Source organism: Undibacterium sp. WLX3042 (assembly GCF_049544825.1).
Classification (GTDB): domain Bacteria; phylum Pseudomonadota; class Gammaproteobacteria; order Burkholderiales; family Burkholderiaceae_D; genus Undibacterium.
Genome location: NZ_CP186698.1, coordinates 350,582 through 366,158, shown reverse-complemented (window position 1 = coordinate 366,158; position 15,577 = coordinate 350,582). Strand labels below are relative to the sequence as shown.

The window sequence follows — 15,577 nt, the reverse complement described above, 5'->3', positions numbered from 1 at the left end:
TAGGGGTTGACGATGGACAAGAAACAATCACGTCTGCGCCGCGCACGTCAAACCCGTGCCAAGATCGCAGAACTCAAAGTGAACCGCCTGGCCGTGCATCGCACCAATCTGCACATCTATGCAAACATCATTGGCCCAGACGCCAAAGTGTTGGCATCGGCTTCTACCGTAGAGGCAGAAGTACGTGCAGAATTGGCTGGCAAATCCGGTGCTGGTGGCAACACCTCCGCTGCGACTTTGATCGGCAAGCGTGTGGCAGAGAAGGCAATCAAAGCAGGGGTTACCGAAGTTGCGTTTGACCGCTCCGGTTTCCGTTACCATGGCCGCATCAAGGCGCTTGCAGAAGCTGCCCGTGAAGCTGGCCTGAAGTTCTAAGGAAAATTTGTCATGGCAAAAATGCAAGCAAAAACAGCAGCCGACAAGCCGGATGATGGCATGCGCGAAAAAATGATCGCGATCAACCGTGTAACCAAAGTGGTTAAAGGTGGTCGTATCATGGGCTTCGCTGCATTGACAGTCGTAGGCGACGGCGATGGCCGTATCGGTATGGGTAAGGGAAAGTCTAAGGAAGTTCCTGTTGCCGTACAAAAAGCGATGGAAGAAGCTCGTCGTAAGATGATCAAAGTGACTTTGAAGAACGGTACTTTGCAGCACACCGTTACTGGTAAGCACGGCGCGTCTTCCGTCATGATTTCTCCTGCAAAAGAAGGTACTGGCGTTATCGCCGGTGGTCCAATGCGCGCGATTTTTGAAGTAATGGGTATTGTTAACGTTGTTGCTAAATCCAACGGTTCGACAAACCCTTATAACATGGTTCGTGCAACTTTGAATGGTCTGGCTAAGATGAGTACTCCATCTGAAATCGCTGCAAAGCGTGGCAAGACCGTTGAAGAAATCCTCGGTTAAGGAGAGCGCGATGACTAAGACAGTAAAAGTGCAATTGGTCAAAGGTCTGATCGGCACACGCCAGGATCACCGTGCTACGGTACGTGGTCTGGGGCTGCGTCGTGTTAATTCAGTTTCTGAATTGCAAGACACGCCAGCAGTACGCGGCATGATCAATAAAGTCTCGTATCTTGTGAAGGTTGTAGCGTAAGTCGTCAGACTTATGTTCGGAGCAAATTATGGAATTGAATAACATACAACCTGCTGATGGCGCTAAACACTACAAACGTCGTGTTGGTCGTGGTATCGGCTCAGGTTTGGGTAAAACAGCGGGTCGCGGCCATAAAGGTCAGAAATCTCGTTCCGGCGGCTTTCATAAAGTTGGTTTTGAAGGCGGTCAGATGCCTTTGCAACGTCGCTTGCCAAAACGTGGTTTTAAATCACTGGCAACACCGTACAAAGCAGAAGTTCGTCTGACAGACTTGGAAAATTTGCCAGTCACTGAAATTGACATCCTTGCTTTAAAGCAAGCTGGTGTTGTTTCTGAGCTCGCACGTGTAGTTCGTGTGATCTTGTCTGGCGCGATTACTAAGAAAGTAACTTTGAACGGCTTGATCGTCACTAAAGGCGCTAAAGCTGCAATCGAAGCTGCTGGCGGCACGATCGCTTAATTCACTGCAGACACCGGAGCAATAATTGGCAACATCTCCACAACAAGCTAAAAGTGCAGCAAGCGGGTTTCCCTGGGGGCGACTCTGGTTCTTGCTTGCGGCACTGGTTGTCTACAGGATTGGCGCTCATGTACCTGTTCCTGGTATAGATCCAACTGCATTGGCAGATCTGTTCAAGCAAAACCAGGGCGGTATTCTGGGGATGTTTAACATGTTCTCCGGTGGTGCACTATCACGGTTCACCGTGTTTGCACTCGGTATCATGCCGTACATCTCGGCATCGATCATCATGCAACTGATGTCTATCGTTTCTCCTCAACTGGAAGCACTGAAAAAAGAAGGTGAATCCGGTCGTAGAAAAATTACTCAGTACACCCGCTATGGAACCTTATTGCTGGCGACAGTGCAAGCTTATTTCATCGCGTTTGGTTTGGAAGCGCAACCTGGGCTCGTTATTGATCCGGGTCTTGCTTTCCGCTTTACCACTGTGGTGTCTTTAGTGACTGGAACGATGTTTCTGATGTGGCTTGGCGAGCAGATTACTGAGCGTGGTTTAGGTAATGGTATTTCTATCATTATTTTCGCCGGTATTGCTGCTGGTCTGCCTGGTGCACTGGTAAGTTTGTTTGAGTTGGTTCGTACCGGCTCTATGCATCCTGCCTCTGTATTGTTGATTTGCGTCATTGCTGTAGCTGTTACGTTCTTGGTGGTGTTTGTCGAACGTGGTCAGCGCAAGATCCTGGTTAACTATGCAAAACGGCAGGTTGGGAATAAAGTGTACGGTGGTCAAAGCAGTCATTTGCCACTGAAGTTAAATATGGCTGGGGTTATTCCACCTATTTTTGCTTCGTCAATTATTCTGTTCCCAGCAACAATTACCAGCTGGTTCACCAAAGGTGCAGATTCTTCAACAAGTGGTTTTATAACTTTCTTGAAAGATCTGGCTGCATCGATGGCGCCGGGTGAGCCGATTCACGCGTTGTTGTATGCTGCTGCGATTGTTTTCTTCTGCTTCTTTTATACCGCCTTGGTATTTAACAGCAAAGAAACAGCTGATAATTTGAAGAAGAGTGGTGCGTTTGTTCCTGGCATTCGTCCAGGTGATCAGACTGCCCGCTATATCGACAAAATTTTGATGCGTCTGACGCTGGCTGGTGCGGTTTATATCACGCTGGTCTGTTTGTTACCTGAATTTCTGATCGCCAAATGGAAAGTTCCTTTCTATTTCGGTGGGACTTCACTGCTGATTATTGTGGTCGTGACCATGGATTTTATGGCGCAGGTACAAAACTATGTCATGTCGCAGCAATATGAATCGCTGCTTCGTAAAGCAAATTTCAAGGGCGGGATTCCTTCGCGCTAATTTGCTGAAGGGATAGCAGATCGAATGGCAAAAGACGACGTTATACAGATGCAGGGCGAGATTCTGGAGAATCTTCCGAATGCAACATTTAGAGTTAAGTTGGAAAACGGGCATGTTGTACTAGGCCATATTTCCGGGAAGATGCGGATGAACTATATTCGTATTCTTCCAGGTGATAAGGTGACAGTGGAATTGACGCCTTATGATTTGAGCCGGGCGCGAATAGTGTTCCGAACCAAGTAAATTAAAAGTGAACAAGAAGGGAAGAGGGCAAAAATGAAAGTTCTCGCATCAGTTAAGCGGATCTGCCGCAACTGCAAAATCATCAAGCGCAAAGGTGTTGTTCGTGTTATCTGCACAGAACCACGCCATAAACAGCGCCAAGGTTAATTTAACGTTATTGAACGAGGAATAACGAATGGCACGTATCGCAGGGGTTAATATCCCAAATCATCAGCATACTGTAATCGGCTTAACAGCGATCTATGGTATTGGCCGTCCACGCTCACAGAAAATCTGTGAAGCAACAGGTGTTTTGACCAACAAAAAGGTTAAAGATCTGGATGACAACGAGCTTGAGAAGCTTCGCGACGAAATCGGTAAGTTTATCGTCGAAGGTGACTTGCGTCGTGAATTGTCCATGAACATCAAACGCTTGATGGACTTGGGTTGCTATCGCGGCTTGCGTCATCGTAAAGGCTTGCCTTGCCGTGGCCAACGTACACGTACTAACGCACGTACACGTAAAGGTCCACGTAAAGCAGCTCAATCTTTGAAGAAATAATCCAGGCTAGCCCGGATCCAAGGAAATCATTATGGCAAAAGCACAAAACAACGCAGCAGCAGCACGTGCTCGTAAGAAAGTTAAAAAGAACGTTGCAGAAGGTATCGCACACGTTCACGCTTCTTTCAATAACACCATCATCACGATCACTGATCGTCAAGGCAATGCGCTCTCTTGGGCAACTGCTGGCGGTGCTGGTTTTAAAGGCTCACGTAAATCTACTCCGTTCGCAGCTCAGGTTGCAGCGGAAGCAGCAGGTAAAGTTGCTGTTGAATGCGGTATCAAAAATCTGGAAGTTCGCATCAAAGGCCCAGGCCCAGGTCGTGAATCTTCAGTACGCGCATTGAATAATCTCGGCATCAAGATTTCTTTGATCCAAGACGTAACTCCAGTGCCACACAACGGCTGCCGCCCTCCAAAGCGTCGTCGTATCTAAGCGGTAGCATATGCTGCTGGCGTTCTGACGGTTTTTTCGTTAGAATGCAAGCCCGCCATTTTGTTGGCGGGTTTTGTGTTGGGAAATTTATTTCAGGCTTTAAGCAATTTGCTTTCGCCTTTAAGACCACTGTCTGATAGCAAGCAGATCAGACTAGCGCAGCCAAGTTCTGCGTCATTTATAAAAGGAAAATATTGTGGCACGTTATATCGGACCAAAAGCTAAGTTATCCCGTCGCGAAGGCACGGACCTGTTTCTGAAAAGCGCACGTCGTTCTTTGGATTCAAAGTGCAAATTAGATGTAAAACCAGGTCAACACGGTGCTAAATCCGGCGCACGTACTTCTGACTTCGGTAATCAATTACGCGAAAAACAAAAAGTTAAACGTATGTACGGCGTTCTGGAACGTCAATTCCGCCGCTACTTCGCTGAAGCTGATCGCCAAAAAGGCAACACAGGCGAAACACTGTTGAAATTGCTGGAATCCCGTCTCGACAACGTTGCGTACCGTATGGGCTTCGGTTCCACACGCGCAGAAGCACGTCAGTTGGTCAGCCACAAAGCATTCACAGTTAACGGTATCGTTGTCAACATCGCTTCCTATCAAGTGAAAGCTGGTGACGTTGTTGCTGTTCGTGAAAAAGCGAAAAAACAAGTTCGTATCGTTGAAGCCTTGTCTCTGGCTGAGCAATCCGGCATGCCTTCATGGGTAGCGGTTGATGCGAAGAAAATGGAAGGTACTTTCAAATCCATGCCAGATCGCAGCGATATCGCTCACGATGTCAACGAATCTCTGATCGTTGAATTGTATTCCCGTTAATTTTAGTTTCACCGCCTGCCTGTTTTGCGACAGGCAGGCTTTTTCTTTAATGCCGTCAGCCTTATCGGTGTAACGAACCGAGGGTATTGAAAAGGACATTTCATGCAAAACAATCTGTTGAAGCCACGTATTATCGATGTGGAAATGCTGGGTGCCGGTCACGCGAAAGTTGTGATGGAACCGTTTGAACGTGGTTACGGCCACACTCTGGGCAATGCGCTGCGTCGCGTGTTGTTGTCGACGATGGTTGGTTATGCGCCGACTGAAGTCGTGATCGCCGGTGTTGTTCATGAGTATTCATCCCTCGACGGCGTTCAGGAAGACGTTGTTGATATTCTGTTGAACTTGAAGGGTGTTGTATTCAAGTTGCACAATCGTGACGAAGTGACACTGACACTGAAAAAAGACTGCGAAGGTGCTGTACTGGCTTCTGACATCGAATTGCCACATGATGTTGAACTGATCAACCCAGACCACGTCATCGCTAATCTGACTGCCGGTGGTAAGCTGGACATGCAGATCAAAGTTGAAAAAGGTCGTGGCTATGTGCCTGGTAACGTTCGTCGCTTGTCTGAAGATGCGAACAAAACAATCGGTCGTATGATTCTGGATGCATCATTCTCTCCAGTGCGTCGCGTTTCTTATTCCGTTGAGTCCGCTCGTGTTGAACAGCGTACCGATCTGGATAAGCTGATCATCAATATTGAAACGAATGGTGTGATCACACCAGAAGAAGCGATTCGTCAATCCGCACGCGTGCTGGTTGATCAATTGAATGTCTTCGCAGCCCTGGAAGGTACAGAAGCGGCAGCAGAAGCCCCATCCCGTGCTCCGGCTGTTGATCCTGTTCTGTTGCGTCCGGTCGATGACCTGGAACTGACAGTACGTTCAGCAAACTGCCTGAAAGCAGAAAACATTTACTACATTGGCGATCTGATCCAGCGTAGTGAAAATGAACTGTTGAAGACACCAAACCTGGGTCGCAAATCTTTGAACGAAATCAAAGAAGTGCTGGCATCCCGTGGCTTGTCTTTGGGCATGAAACTGGAAAACTGGCCACCTGCAGGTCTGGAAAAATAATTAGTCTAAATGAACGGTTTTTAAACAAAGCCGTTCATTTTTTTATCGTAGTAAAAATAATTACCGGCCCGCGACAATGTTGTCGATAGAAGAGCTGGCAATGAAATCTGAAAGGAAATACCATGCGTCACCGTCACGGCTTACGTAAGCTCAATCGTACTTCTTCCCACCGTCTGGCTATGTTGCGCAACATGACAGTATCCCTGTTGCGTCACGAAGCGATCAAAACAACGTTGCCAAAAGCAAAAGAATTGCGCCGCGTTATCGAGCCCATTCTGACTCTGGGTAAAGTTGATACATTGGCTAACAAGCGTCTGGCTTTCTCCCGTCTGCGCGATCGCGAAATGGTTGTTAAACTGTTCGCAGAACTCGGTCCACGTTACGCAAATCGTAACGGTGGCTACCTGCGTATCCTCAAAATGGGTTTCCGCGTTGGCGATAATGCGCCTATGGCATACGTAGAACTGGTTGATCGTCCAGAAATCACTGATGCTGCAGATGCTCCAGTAGCAGAATAATCGAAGAAAAATTTCTTTGATTGAAAAGGCCCGGTTAATCCGGGCTTTTTTTATTCGTGCTGTATGCGTGCGGGTAGCGAGGTTGGTTCTGACATTTGTTCTGTCTAATCTGGTAACTTCAGTTTGGATTGCTCTTAATCATGCGACTCTTGATAAAATGCGTGATATGAAAATAAATGATCAATCAATAGTGCTGGTAATGACAAATTGTCCGGATAAGACCGTTGCCCAGACGATCGCAAAAAGCATATTGAAAAAAAATCTCGCAGCGTGCGTGAACATCATGCCGGAAATGATGTCTCTGTACACATGGAATGGAAAAGAAGAAGTGGCAGCGGAAGTGCAGTTGCTGATCAAGACAACGGCACATGTTTATCCTGAACTGCAGACATTGATCTGCTCCCTTCATCCTTACCAGACACCGGAAATCATTGCTATACCCGTCGTTGACGGCCTACCCAGCTATCTGCAATGGGTACACGAACAAACAGGACTTGAATGAACACGCATCTCAACGTAACACCTCTGCCTCAATTGGGCTTTATTCCTTCCGGCGTTACACAAGTGCTACAGGCGTTGTTAATGACCGTATTTTTGCTTTTCAGCAGCGTCGCGGCTGCTGACGAGTTTCTCGATCCAGAAGTTGCGTTCAAGGCGTCTGCAACGATGGCGGAGCCCGGCGTCGCTGAAGTGACGTTAAGCATTGCTGACGGTTACTATTTATACCGTGAAAAATTGAAATTCAGCGCGACCGGCGCTAAGCTCGGCGAAGTGATACTGCCTGCTGGTAAGGTAAAGTTTGACGAGACATTCCAGAAAGACGTAGAGACTTATCGTAAGTCTGTGGTGATCAGGGTTCCGGTGCAGGCTGCGGGAGACTTTGTACTGAAAGTCGGCAGACAAGGATGCGCTGATCAGGGCTTGTGCTATCCGCCATTGGAAAGCGAATTCAGACTGAGCATTTCAGCCTCTAATGCCCCTGTTTCCACCTCATCGGGCAGTGCAAACCTAAGTAATACCGATGCCGCGCCGGATGCGGAAAGTAGCAGTATCAGTGCTGCATTAAAGAGCGGTAAGTTATCCGTGATTCTGCCTTTGTTTTTCATTCTTGGTCTGGGCTTATCGCTGACACCTTGCGTGCTGCCTATGGTGCCAATTTTGTCTTTTATTATCGTTGGTGAAGGTGCGGGTGTCAGTCGTACGCGTGGATTCATGTTATCGCTTGCGTACGTACTAGGAATGTCTCTGGTGTACACAGGAATGGGGGTTGCTGCCGGTCTCGCCGGTGAGGGCTTGGCCGCCACCCTGCAAAATCCATGGGTATTGGGTGCATTTTCCTTATTGATGGTGTTCTTTGCGTTGTCGATGTTTAACGTCTATCAATTGCAAATGCCAGCGGCATTGCAAACTAAGTTAACTGAAATTTCCGAAGGTCAGCGCGATAGCAAATTTGGAAAATTAATTGGTGTATTCCTGATGGGAGCGATCTCGGCGCTGATCGTCGGGCCATGTGTTACCGGTCCATTGCTAGGCGCGCTGGTCTACATCAGTCAGACGCGCGATGTGATTGTCGGTGGTGCAGCGATGTTTGCGATAGCAGTCGGCATGGGCGTACCTTTGCTGTTACTTGGTATCTCTGCCGGCAGCCTGTTACCACGCGCCGGTATCTGGATGGAAAATATCAAGCGCTTCTTCGGTGTGCTGATGCTGGCGATGGCCTTGTGGATGATCTCGCCGGTCATTCCCGTCTGGTTACAGATGCTGGGATGGGCGACGCTGCTGATCTGCTACGCTGGCTATCAGTTATTTTTCCATCGTTCAGGTTTACCAGGAAAGCTCATTGCTGCAGTGTTTGGCATGCTGGGCTTGCTGCAACTCGTTGGTGTCGTCACAGGTGGGCGCGATATCTATGCGCCTGTCGCTCATCTGTTCGGCACGCAGACGCATGGTGCTGTGTTTGTACGTGTGCGTAATGTTGCTGAGCTGGATGCGGCATTGGCGCAGAGCAAGGGGAAAACTGCGATGCTGGATTTCTACGCGGACTGGTGCGTCTCATGTAAAGAAATGGAAAAGCTGATATTCACTGACGCCAGAGTCAAGGCAAAAATGGACACGATGTTGCTGCTGCAAGTCGATGTTACAGCGAACAATGCGGACGATAAAGAAATGCTGAAACGCTTTAAATTATTCGGGCCTCCGGGCATCATTTTCTTCAATAATCAAGGCATGGAAATTCCGGATAGTCGCGTCGTTGGCTTCCAGAATGCGGAAAAATTCTTACAGTCACTGTCAAGAATCGAAGGTAAATAAATGGCTGGGAACAACGCTGCATTCTCGCAGCGTTGTCTGATTACTTCTCTGCCGCGCACTTATACACAAGCAGATATAAGCATCCAACTTCTCTGTTCTTGAGAAATCGAGAGTCAAGATTTATAGTCAAACTCTACATTTTTGGGAGAGTAAGATGACTTTACGTTTAGGCGATATTGCACCGGATTTCGAGCAGGATTCTTCTATCGGGAAACTGAAATTTCACGAGTGGGCCGGTAATTCCTGGGTGGTATTATTTTCCCATCCGGCAGATTTCACACCGGTCTGCACGACAGAACTCGGCCTGACCGCGAAGCTCAAGCCAGAGTTTGATAAACGCAATGTCAAAGCGATTGCCTTGTCGGTGGATGGTGCCGATTCACATCTGCAATGGATTAAAGATATTGAGGATACACAACAGACCGTGGTTGGCTTCCCCATCATTGCTGACGCTGATCGCAAAGTAGCCGCCTTGTACGACATGATTCATCCGAATCAGTCAGAAACTGTCACGGTGCGTTCGCTGTTCATTATTGATCCGAATAAAAAAGTCCGCCTGATCATTACTTATCCGCTGACTACAGGCCGTAATTTTGATGAAGTCTTACGTGTGATCGATGCCCTGCAACTGACCGATGGCTATACGGTCGCAACTCCAGGCAACTGGCGCGACGGTGACGATGTGATTATTCCTTTGTCGATCAAAGATGAAGACGTGATCAAACAGAAATATCCTAAAGGTTACAAAGCGCCGAAGCCATATCTGCGCATTACACCTCAACCAAATAAATAAGTGTCGCCCAGCCCGTCAATCAAACAACCCCGGTCTTTGCACCGGGGTTTTTAATGGCGTCGAGACCTGAATCCACATAGTTCATCGGATTCGTGGTGCCGCTCGTATCAGGCGTTCTGCAAGGCTTCCCATTCGCTGCGCAACAAGGCATACATCTTGACATCGACAAAGCGCCCGCGATTGTATGCCGCACCGCGCGCGACACCTTCAAATTGAAAGCCGTTCTTGACCGCGACTTTTTCAGAACCGGTATTACCCGCTTCCATGTGAATTTCCAGACGGTTCAGTAAAGTGGTTTCAAACAGGTAGCGCGTGAGTAGCGCCACCGCTTCGCTCATGATGCCTTTGCCGTGCAGATCGGTAGAGAAAAGCGAGTAACCAATTTCGCGCGATTGAAAATACGGCACTGTTTTGAAATGGAATACCCGACCCAGTATCTGTTCATCGTCGCCAATGATCAGAAAATATTCCATGTTTTCTTTAGAGCTGTGTTGCTCCTCGAAGCGTTTTTCTAGCTGACCTGGCAGCATCAGTTCGGTTGGCAGCCACGGCCCGCGTGTATCGAGATTATTGAGTAATTCTATGAGCTGCGGTATTTCTTCTTTTTTAGGATGGCGTAAATAAAAGCAGCTACCTCGTATCATTGTGACTCCTTAAAATTAATGTAAACATCTGCATCATCATGCGCCGCTTCACAGGAAATGCTCTGGAAAAGTGGATGAATACTCAGCCTTTGTTTTACACGCAGGATGATATTTTCAACGCATAGGCGTGATGTGCTCAGCGTAATCATATAAAGCGCCGAGTATCTCTTCTGAACGTTCATCGGCGTCTTCCGATAACTGATCGATACGCTCAAAAAACTGTTCCACCGTCATTACATTGCCCAGCCCTTCATGCAGGCGCGCGGCGCGGTGTTGTTCCCATGTTTCTGCTTCGTCCGCACTCAGGGTTGAGGGGAAATTTCTGGCGCGATAGCGGAACAGCAGTTCTTCCAGGCGGCTATCCTGAAAATGGGCGGAGGCTCGCGCCAGTTGTTCTGCTGGCAGTGCCCGCAGCTCGTTCAATAAGCGGCGGTCAGCATTCCCGATGAAGCCGTTGTACAAATCTTCGTCAACATCATTATTCGCTGATAAGCCGTTCGCAGCAGAGCGGTCAAACACCGCTTCCCAGATAGGCGCCATGTCAGGTGCGCGGGCTGCGATGGCAGCGTGCGCCATGACGGCAGTCATATCGATGCCCCAATGCGCGGCGCGTTCTGCAGACAGGGTTTTCAGATTGCTGATGACGATCGGAGACTTATTGATGTGGATGGTTTTGATCGGCAGACGGCTCACACCTTCCGGCAAATCGCTGCTTTTGCTGAACATGCGCAGCTGAATTTCTTCGCTGCTGAGCGAAAATAATTCGGCCGGATCGGCGCTCAGATCCCAGACGATGATTTCATTTTTATTAGTCGGATGCATCGCCAGCGGCCACATCACGCTGATGCATCCGCGCTCTGCCGGAATCATGCCGGTGATGTGCAGAAACGGCTTTTGCACGGGCCAGCCTATCTCTTCCATGACGCGGTCTTTTTTGCGCAGACTCAGGCAGAAATCAAACAGCCGCGGATTTTTTTCTTTCAGCAAACGCGCCATCGCAATCGTGGCGCGCACATCGGATAAGGCATCATGCGCGGCTTCATGGCTGAGGCCGTTGGCGGCGGTCAGATGTTCGAGGCGAAAGCTGACTTTGCCTTCTTCGTTGCGCGGCCACTGTATGCCGTCGGGACGCAGTGCATACGCGGTACGCACGACATCAAGAATATCCCAGCGGCTGCAATTATTTTGCCATTCGCGGGCATATGGGTCGATCAGATTACGCCAGAATAAAAAACGGGTGACTTCATCATCGAAACGTATGGTGTTGTAACCAACGCCGATGGTACCGGGGTGCGCGAATGCGGCTTCGATTTGCTTGGCGAACTCGTGTTCGGGAACGCCGAGCTGCAGGCAAGTTTGCGGCGTGATTCCGGTAATCAGGCAGGCTTGCGGATCAGGCAGAAAGTCGGACGCGGGCTGGCAATACAGCATCAGTTCGTCGCCGACTTCATTGAGTTCCGCATCGGTGCGGATGGCGGCAAATTGCGCCGGGCGATCGCGGCGTGGCACGGCGCCGAAAGTTTCATAGTCGTGCCACAGAAAGGTCAGTGCTTGCATGGAATCGTCGGGAATGGCTGCAAAAGTGAGAGAAATATGTTTAAAAACAGATGAAATATACTGGGGGGAGTATTTTAAAACGCCTAATGTTTATAAGGACATGAAGGGCATTTAAGCACATACTCCCCAAAAAAACGTGTTACCGACGGGAATTGCGCAGGCGGTCTTCGAGGTAGCGCTGGCTGCGGAAATATATCAGCAGCAGTACGACAATGATGCCCATAGCACCCATCGTGATCCAGAAACCGGAAGCATTTTTGAGCAACGGCATGACTTCAAAATTCATACCGAAAATCCCGGTAATCAGTGTCAGAGGCATGAACAAGGCCGTGATGACTGTCAGGGTACGCATGATTTCGCTGGTACGGTGCGCCATCGCAGAAAAGTGTATCTGCACCGCCGATTCCAGCGATGCTTCGAGGCGACGCGCATGATTCAGCACGCGACTGATGTGTTCCATCACATCGGTGGTGCGAACCAGCAATAAATCTTTCGCGCGGCTTTGCGCATCGTCATTGCCGTCATGCGTATCGACGATATGGTCACGCAATTCCTGCAGGGCATCGTGTTGTTCTTCACACAGATTATCGAGCTTGCGTAATTCCAGACGTGAATCGAGCAAGGCCATCCAGTTATTGAACGGGCGGCGCGGGTCCAGCAGCGCGTGCTGCCAGCGCTCGAGTTGCTGGGTCAGTGGCTGACGCAATTCCAGATACTGATCGACCATCGCATTGAGTAAGCGCAGCATCAGATCTTCGGGTGACGCTGGCAAGCGACCATGACTGCCGCCATCGGCTTTGGCCTTGAAATTCAGCAAGCGGGCGCGGGCGTTGTCGATGGTTTTGCTGTTCGCCGCACGGACGGTGACAAGCGCATGACTGAAGACAAAAAAGGACACCGGAACGGTCAGTAATTTATTCAGTGCGGCCGGCATTTTTCGTTTTTCTGCGGTGTCAGTTGCGGCTGCTTCGCCGTTCAGTGCGAGCTTGCGGAACACCACCATTTCGTAGTCATGCGTGTTATCAAAGTTCGAAGGATGACTCAGATTGACCGCATCGCTCAGATGCAGATCATAAATGTGAATGCCGGTCAGTCGCTCGACTTCTGCCCGCCATGCCTCTGGGTTACTGCTGACTTCATCATGGCTTGCATCCAGCCACAGAAAGCCTTGCTGCGTGACTGAAGAGTCCGGATTGAGTAAAACCTGATTGTCGTTAATGTGAAAGATATCCATGCGGTTTCGTTTTAAAAATCAGTAAGAGCGCCAGTAAGCAAGCCGCGCAGGCGGTAAGGATGCAGGCCTGCGCCGTACTGGTGAGTGTGCTGATGCCAAACCAGCTTGATGTCGTCAGCACTATCGCAGCACAGATTGCAATTCTGAATGCTTCGAACAGCGCAAAGAATTTTTGCTGTTGCATCAGACCGCCGATGATCCAGAAACCGGCCAGCAACCACATTGCATAGAGCATCAGCGAAACGCCACCGGCAGTATTTGCGCTGAGTAAAAAATGCGTTGTGATATTCAGTCCCAGCGCGAACTGCGCGAGACAGTACCACATCAGCGCGCCTTGCAATGGCGGATTATATTCTGGCCGTTGCAGATCGAATGTGACGGGCGCAGAGCGTGCCGCCAGATCGGCAGGTTGCCATCCCGGCGGCATCAGCCAGATCTTGAATTTATCCATCCAGCGCCGGGTACTCAGCATGTCTTTCAGCACGGCAGCATAGACTTCCGCATTGGCCCAGAATGGATTCCAGCTACGCAAGGGTTTGCGTGTGCCAAACACAACAGGATGTGCGTCCTGCTCTTCGATGAAAGTGCCGAACAGCCTGTCCCAGAGTATCAGGATACCGCCGAAATTTTTATCCAGATAGATGTCATTGACCGCATGATGCACGCGATGATTTGACGGCGATGCAAACACGCGGTCAAACCAGCCCAGCTTGCCGATTTGCTGCGTGTGTATCCAGAATTGATACAGCAAATCGATCAGTCCCACGACGATGAATACTTCCGGCGGATAACCGAGCAATGCCATCGGTAAATAAAATATCCAGCCGAATAAATGGCCGCTGCTGGTTTGCCGCAACGCGGTACTCAGATTGTAATGTTCACTTTGATGATGGACGACATGCGCTGCCCACAGCAGGTTCGTCATATGACCCATGCGGTGCAGCCAGTAATATAAAAAGTCATACAGCAACAGACCGCTGAGCCAGACCCAAGGTTGATCTGCTGGCAGCGTGGCGATGGCAAAATGTTGCGCAACCCAGACGTAAATACCGATCGATAATAACTTCAGAAAGACGTTAATAATCTGGCTCATCACGCCCAGGCTGAGGCTGTTGATCGCATCATTGACGCGATACGCATGGCGCTGCCTGCGCATGGCGACGCAGGCTTCGAACGCGATCAGCAGAAAGAATATCGGACTGGCAAAAGTGATGACTTTTTCTTGCATGCGCTTCACCGTCAAAAGAGAAAGGAAGCAGTGATGCTACACGGCTCAGCACATCTTGGGAATGCCTGTAGCCGTGATGCAGAATGCTGTCTTGCAGCATCGCTGGCGGCAACATTCTGTAGTGGCAGGACACCGGTTTCACCGGTATCGTGATTCAGGCGTGTCGCAGCAAGCGAGCGATGTCGCGCGCAAAATAGGTCAGTACGCCATCGGCACCGGCACGTTTGAATGCCATCATGGATTCCATCATGGTCTTGTTGTGATCGAGCCAGCCATTTTGCGCCGCCGCTTTAATCATCGCGTATTCGCCGCTGACCTGATACGCGAAGGTCGGCACCCTGAATTCATCTTTGACGCGACGCACCACATCCAGATACGGCATGCCGGGTTTGACCATCACCATATCGGCGCCTTCGGCCAGATCGAGTGCCACTTCGCGCAAGGCTTCGTCACTGTTGGCCGGGTCCATCTGATAAGTCGCTTTATCGCTCTTACCGAGATTGGTCGCGGAGCCAACCGCGTCGCGGAAAGGACCGTAGAAAGCAGATGCATATTTAGCGGAGTAAGCCATGATGCGGGTGTGAATAAAATTGTGTGCTTCAAGCGCATGACGAATCGCACCGATGCGACCATCCATCATATCGCTGGGGGCAACAATATCCGCGCCAGCGCGGGCATGCGTCAGTGCCTGACGCACCAGCATTTCGGTGGTCTCATCGTTCAGCACATAGCCATTGGCGTCGATCAAGCCATCCTGACCATGACTGGTATAGGGGTCCAGTGCGACATCAGTGAGTATGCCGAGTTCTGGAAAACGGCTTTTCAACTCGCGAATCGCACGTGGCACCAAGCCGTCAGGGTTGGTTGCTTCGATGCCATCCGGGGTTTTTAAAGCGGGATTGATGACCGGGAATAAGGCCATCACCGGAATACCGAGTGCGACGCATTCTTCTGCAACGCCCAGCAGCAGATCGACGGAGACACGATCCACGCCCGGCATGGATGCCACTTTTTCGCATTGATTGACGCCATCGAGTATGAATACCGGATAAATCAGATCAGCAGAGGTAATGGTATTTTCACGCATCATTGCGCGTGAAAAAACATCCTTACGCATGCGACGCATACGCACTGCAGGGAAAAGATTAGGTTTGTTTTGGGCCATGATGAATTAAAAAAAAATTGTCAGGTAAATGAAACTTTTTGGGTTGAGCCACATCTTAACGCACAGGTTAGGAATCATGATCTCCGAGC

20 protein-coding genes are annotated in these 15,577 nt (G+C 49.6%); 15 read left to right on the top strand and 5 right to left on the bottom strand.

The window, feature by feature from the left end; all coding sequences use genetic code 11:
- Positions 1 to 12: 12 nt before the first annotated feature.
- The 15 genes from rplR (at position 13) to ACPAOP_RS01590 (ending at position 9,660) form a co-directional block, all read left to right on the top strand.
- A complete protein-coding gene (rplR, locus tag ACPAOP_RS01660; RefSeq protein ID WP_423001159.1) occupies positions 13 to 375 on the top strand; it encodes a 50S ribosomal protein L18 in 363 nt (120 codons plus the stop codon).
- Positions 376 to 387: 12 nt separating this feature from the next.
- Positions 388 to 906 carry a 30S ribosomal protein S5 gene (rpsE, locus tag ACPAOP_RS01655; protein ID WP_110255927.1) on the top strand — a complete coding sequence of 173 codons (519 nt, stop codon included), beginning with the start codon at positions 388 to 390 and terminating at the stop codon, positions 904 to 906.
- A 10-nt stretch (positions 907 to 916) separates the two neighbouring features.
- Positions 917 to 1,096, top strand: coding sequence for a 50S ribosomal protein L30 (gene rpmD, locus ACPAOP_RS01650; protein ID WP_186884638.1), 180 nt, complete (start codon positions 917 to 919; stop codon positions 1,094 to 1,096).
- A gap of 28 nt (positions 1,097 to 1,124) precedes the next feature.
- Positions 1,125 to 1,556 (top strand): 50S ribosomal protein L15, encoded by a 432-nt coding sequence (rplO, locus tag ACPAOP_RS01645; RefSeq protein WP_186884639.1) that lies wholly within the window; start codon positions 1,125 to 1,127, stop codon positions 1,554 to 1,556.
- Between the two features lie 25 nt (positions 1,557 to 1,581).
- Positions 1,582 to 2,919 (top strand): preprotein translocase subunit SecY, encoded by a 1,338-nt coding sequence (gene secY / locus ACPAOP_RS01640; protein ID WP_423680648.1) that lies wholly within the window; start codon positions 1,582 to 1,584, stop codon positions 2,917 to 2,919.
- A 24-nt stretch (positions 2,920 to 2,943) separates the two neighbouring features.
- A complete protein-coding gene (gene infA, locus ACPAOP_RS01635) occupies positions 2,944 to 3,162 on the top strand; it encodes a translation initiation factor IF-1 (protein WP_005663428.1) in 219 nt (72 codons plus the stop codon).
- Positions 3,163 to 3,195: 33 nt separating this feature from the next.
- Positions 3,196 to 3,309 carry a 50S ribosomal protein L36 gene (gene rpmJ / locus ACPAOP_RS01630; RefSeq protein WP_014004415.1) on the top strand — a complete coding sequence of 38 codons (114 nt, stop codon included), beginning with the start codon at positions 3,196 to 3,198 and terminating at the stop codon, positions 3,307 to 3,309.
- A 28-nt stretch (positions 3,310 to 3,337) separates the two neighbouring features.
- Positions 3,338 to 3,703 (top strand): 30S ribosomal protein S13, encoded by a 366-nt coding sequence (gene rpsM / locus ACPAOP_RS01625; protein WP_186884641.1) that lies wholly within the window; start codon positions 3,338 to 3,340, stop codon positions 3,701 to 3,703.
- Positions 3,704 to 3,734: 31 nt separating this feature from the next.
- Positions 3,735 to 4,139, top strand: coding sequence for a 30S ribosomal protein S11 (gene rpsK, locus ACPAOP_RS01620; RefSeq protein ID WP_110255932.1), 405 nt, complete (start codon positions 3,735 to 3,737; stop codon positions 4,137 to 4,139).
- A 196-nt stretch (positions 4,140 to 4,335) separates the two neighbouring features.
- A complete protein-coding gene (gene rpsD / locus ACPAOP_RS01615) occupies positions 4,336 to 4,959 on the top strand; it encodes a 30S ribosomal protein S4 (protein WP_423680650.1) in 624 nt (207 codons plus the stop codon).
- A 102-nt stretch (positions 4,960 to 5,061) separates the two neighbouring features.
- On the top strand, positions 5,062 to 6,039 hold the full coding sequence (locus tag ACPAOP_RS01610; RefSeq protein ID WP_423709076.1) for a DNA-directed RNA polymerase subunit alpha: 978 nt from the start codon (positions 5,062 to 5,064) through the stop codon (positions 6,037 to 6,039).
- A gap of 122 nt (positions 6,040 to 6,161) precedes the next feature.
- On the top strand, positions 6,162 to 6,557 hold the full coding sequence (rplQ, locus tag ACPAOP_RS01605) for a 50S ribosomal protein L17 (RefSeq protein ID WP_423680652.1): 396 nt from the start codon (positions 6,162 to 6,164) through the stop codon (positions 6,555 to 6,557).
- A gap of 16 nt (positions 6,558 to 6,573) precedes the next feature.
- The gene (gene cutA / locus ACPAOP_RS01600; RefSeq protein ID WP_423709075.1) at positions 6,574 to 7,059 is read left to right on the top strand and encodes a divalent-cation tolerance protein CutA; all 486 of its coding nucleotides are present in this window, start codon (positions 6,574 to 6,576) and stop codon (positions 7,057 to 7,059) included.
- A complete protein-coding gene (dsbD, locus tag ACPAOP_RS01595) occupies positions 7,056 to 8,867 on the top strand; it encodes a protein-disulfide reductase DsbD (RefSeq protein ID WP_423709074.1) in 1,812 nt (603 codons plus the stop codon). Before cutA ends, dsbD begins: the two co-directional genes overlap by 4 nt.
- 154 nt (positions 8,868 to 9,021) lie before the next feature.
- Positions 9,022 to 9,660, top strand: coding sequence for a peroxiredoxin (locus ACPAOP_RS01590; RefSeq protein ID WP_423709073.1), 639 nt, complete (start codon positions 9,022 to 9,024; stop codon positions 9,658 to 9,660).
- A gap of 107 nt (positions 9,661 to 9,767) precedes the next feature.
- On the opposite strand, the gene ACPAOP_RS01585 is transcribed toward ACPAOP_RS01590, so the two are convergent.
- The 5 genes from ACPAOP_RS01585 to hemB form a co-directional block, all read right to left on the bottom strand.
- Positions 9,768 to 10,304 (bottom strand): GNAT family N-acetyltransferase, encoded by a 537-nt coding sequence (locus ACPAOP_RS01585; RefSeq protein WP_423680655.1) that lies wholly within the window; start codon positions 10,302 to 10,304, stop codon positions 9,768 to 9,770.
- A gap of 114 nt (positions 10,305 to 10,418) precedes the next feature.
- The gene (sbcB, locus tag ACPAOP_RS01580; protein WP_423709071.1) at positions 10,419 to 11,861 is read right to left on the bottom strand and encodes an exodeoxyribonuclease I; all 1,443 of its coding nucleotides are present in this window, start codon (positions 11,859 to 11,861) and stop codon (positions 10,419 to 10,421) included.
- Between the two features lie 139 nt (positions 11,862 to 12,000).
- The gene (locus ACPAOP_RS01575) at positions 12,001 to 13,095 is read right to left on the bottom strand and encodes a magnesium transporter CorA family protein (RefSeq protein ID WP_423709069.1); all 1,095 of its coding nucleotides are present in this window, start codon (positions 13,093 to 13,095) and stop codon (positions 12,001 to 12,003) included.
- Entirely contained in the window at positions 13,076 to 14,323 is a 1,248-nt protein-coding gene (locus ACPAOP_RS01570) for a sterol desaturase family protein (RefSeq protein WP_423709067.1), read from the bottom strand. Before ACPAOP_RS01570 ends, ACPAOP_RS01575 begins: the two co-directional genes overlap by 20 nt.
- Positions 14,324 to 14,477: 154 nt before the next feature.
- The gene (gene hemB, locus ACPAOP_RS01565) at positions 14,478 to 15,488 is read right to left on the bottom strand and encodes a porphobilinogen synthase (RefSeq protein WP_423680659.1); all 1,011 of its coding nucleotides are present in this window, start codon (positions 15,486 to 15,488) and stop codon (positions 14,478 to 14,480) included.
- Between the last annotated feature and the right edge of the window lie 89 nt (positions 15,489 to 15,577).

Bases quoted from the DNA above. Each gene is read 5' to 3' on its own strand.
- rpmD (WP_186884638.1), top strand. From the start codon at position 917: ATGACTAAGACAGTAAAAGTGCAATTGGTCAAAGGTCTGATCGGCACA.
- rplR (WP_423001159.1), top strand. From the start codon at position 13: ATGGACAAGAAACAATCACGTCTGCGCCGCGCACGTCAAACCCGTGCC.
- ACPAOP_RS01575 (WP_423709069.1), bottom strand. From the start codon at position 13,095: ATGGATATCTTTCACATTAACGACAATCAGGTTTTACTCAATCCGGAC.
- ACPAOP_RS01585 (WP_423680655.1), bottom strand. From the start codon at position 10,304: ATGATACGAGGTAGCTGCTTTTATTTACGCCATCCTAAAAAAGAAGAA.
- hemB (WP_423680659.1), bottom strand. From the start codon at position 15,488: ATGGCCCAAAACAAACCTAATCTTTTCCCTGCAGTGCGTATGCGTCGC.
- rplO (WP_186884639.1), top strand. From the start codon at position 1,125: ATGGAATTGAATAACATACAACCTGCTGATGGCGCTAAACACTACAAA.
- rpsE (WP_110255927.1), top strand. From the start codon at position 388: ATGGCAAAAATGCAAGCAAAAACAGCAGCCGACAAGCCGGATGATGGC.
- sbcB (WP_423709071.1), bottom strand. From the start codon at position 11,861: ATGCAAGCACTGACCTTTCTGTGGCACGACTATGAAACTTTCGGCGCC.
- ACPAOP_RS01590 (WP_423709073.1), top strand. From the start codon at position 9,022: ATGACTTTACGTTTAGGCGATATTGCACCGGATTTCGAGCAGGATTCT.
- dsbD (WP_423709074.1), top strand. From the start codon at position 7,056: ATGAACACGCATCTCAACGTAACACCTCTGCCTCAATTGGGCTTTATT.
- rpmJ (WP_014004415.1), top strand. From the start codon at position 3,196: ATGAAAGTTCTCGCATCAGTTAAGCGGATCTGCCGCAACTGCAAAATC.
- rplQ (WP_423680652.1), top strand. From the start codon at position 6,162: ATGCGTCACCGTCACGGCTTACGTAAGCTCAATCGTACTTCTTCCCAC.
- ACPAOP_RS01610 (WP_423709076.1), top strand. From the start codon at position 5,062: ATGCAAAACAATCTGTTGAAGCCACGTATTATCGATGTGGAAATGCTG.
- ACPAOP_RS01570 (WP_423709067.1), bottom strand. From the start codon at position 14,323: ATGCAAGAAAAAGTCATCACTTTTGCCAGTCCGATATTCTTTCTGCTG.
- rpsK (WP_110255932.1), top strand. From the start codon at position 3,735: ATGGCAAAAGCACAAAACAACGCAGCAGCAGCACGTGCTCGTAAGAAA.
- rpsM (WP_186884641.1), top strand. From the start codon at position 3,338: ATGGCACGTATCGCAGGGGTTAATATCCCAAATCATCAGCATACTGTA.
- infA (WP_005663428.1), top strand. From the start codon at position 2,944: ATGGCAAAAGACGACGTTATACAGATGCAGGGCGAGATTCTGGAGAAT.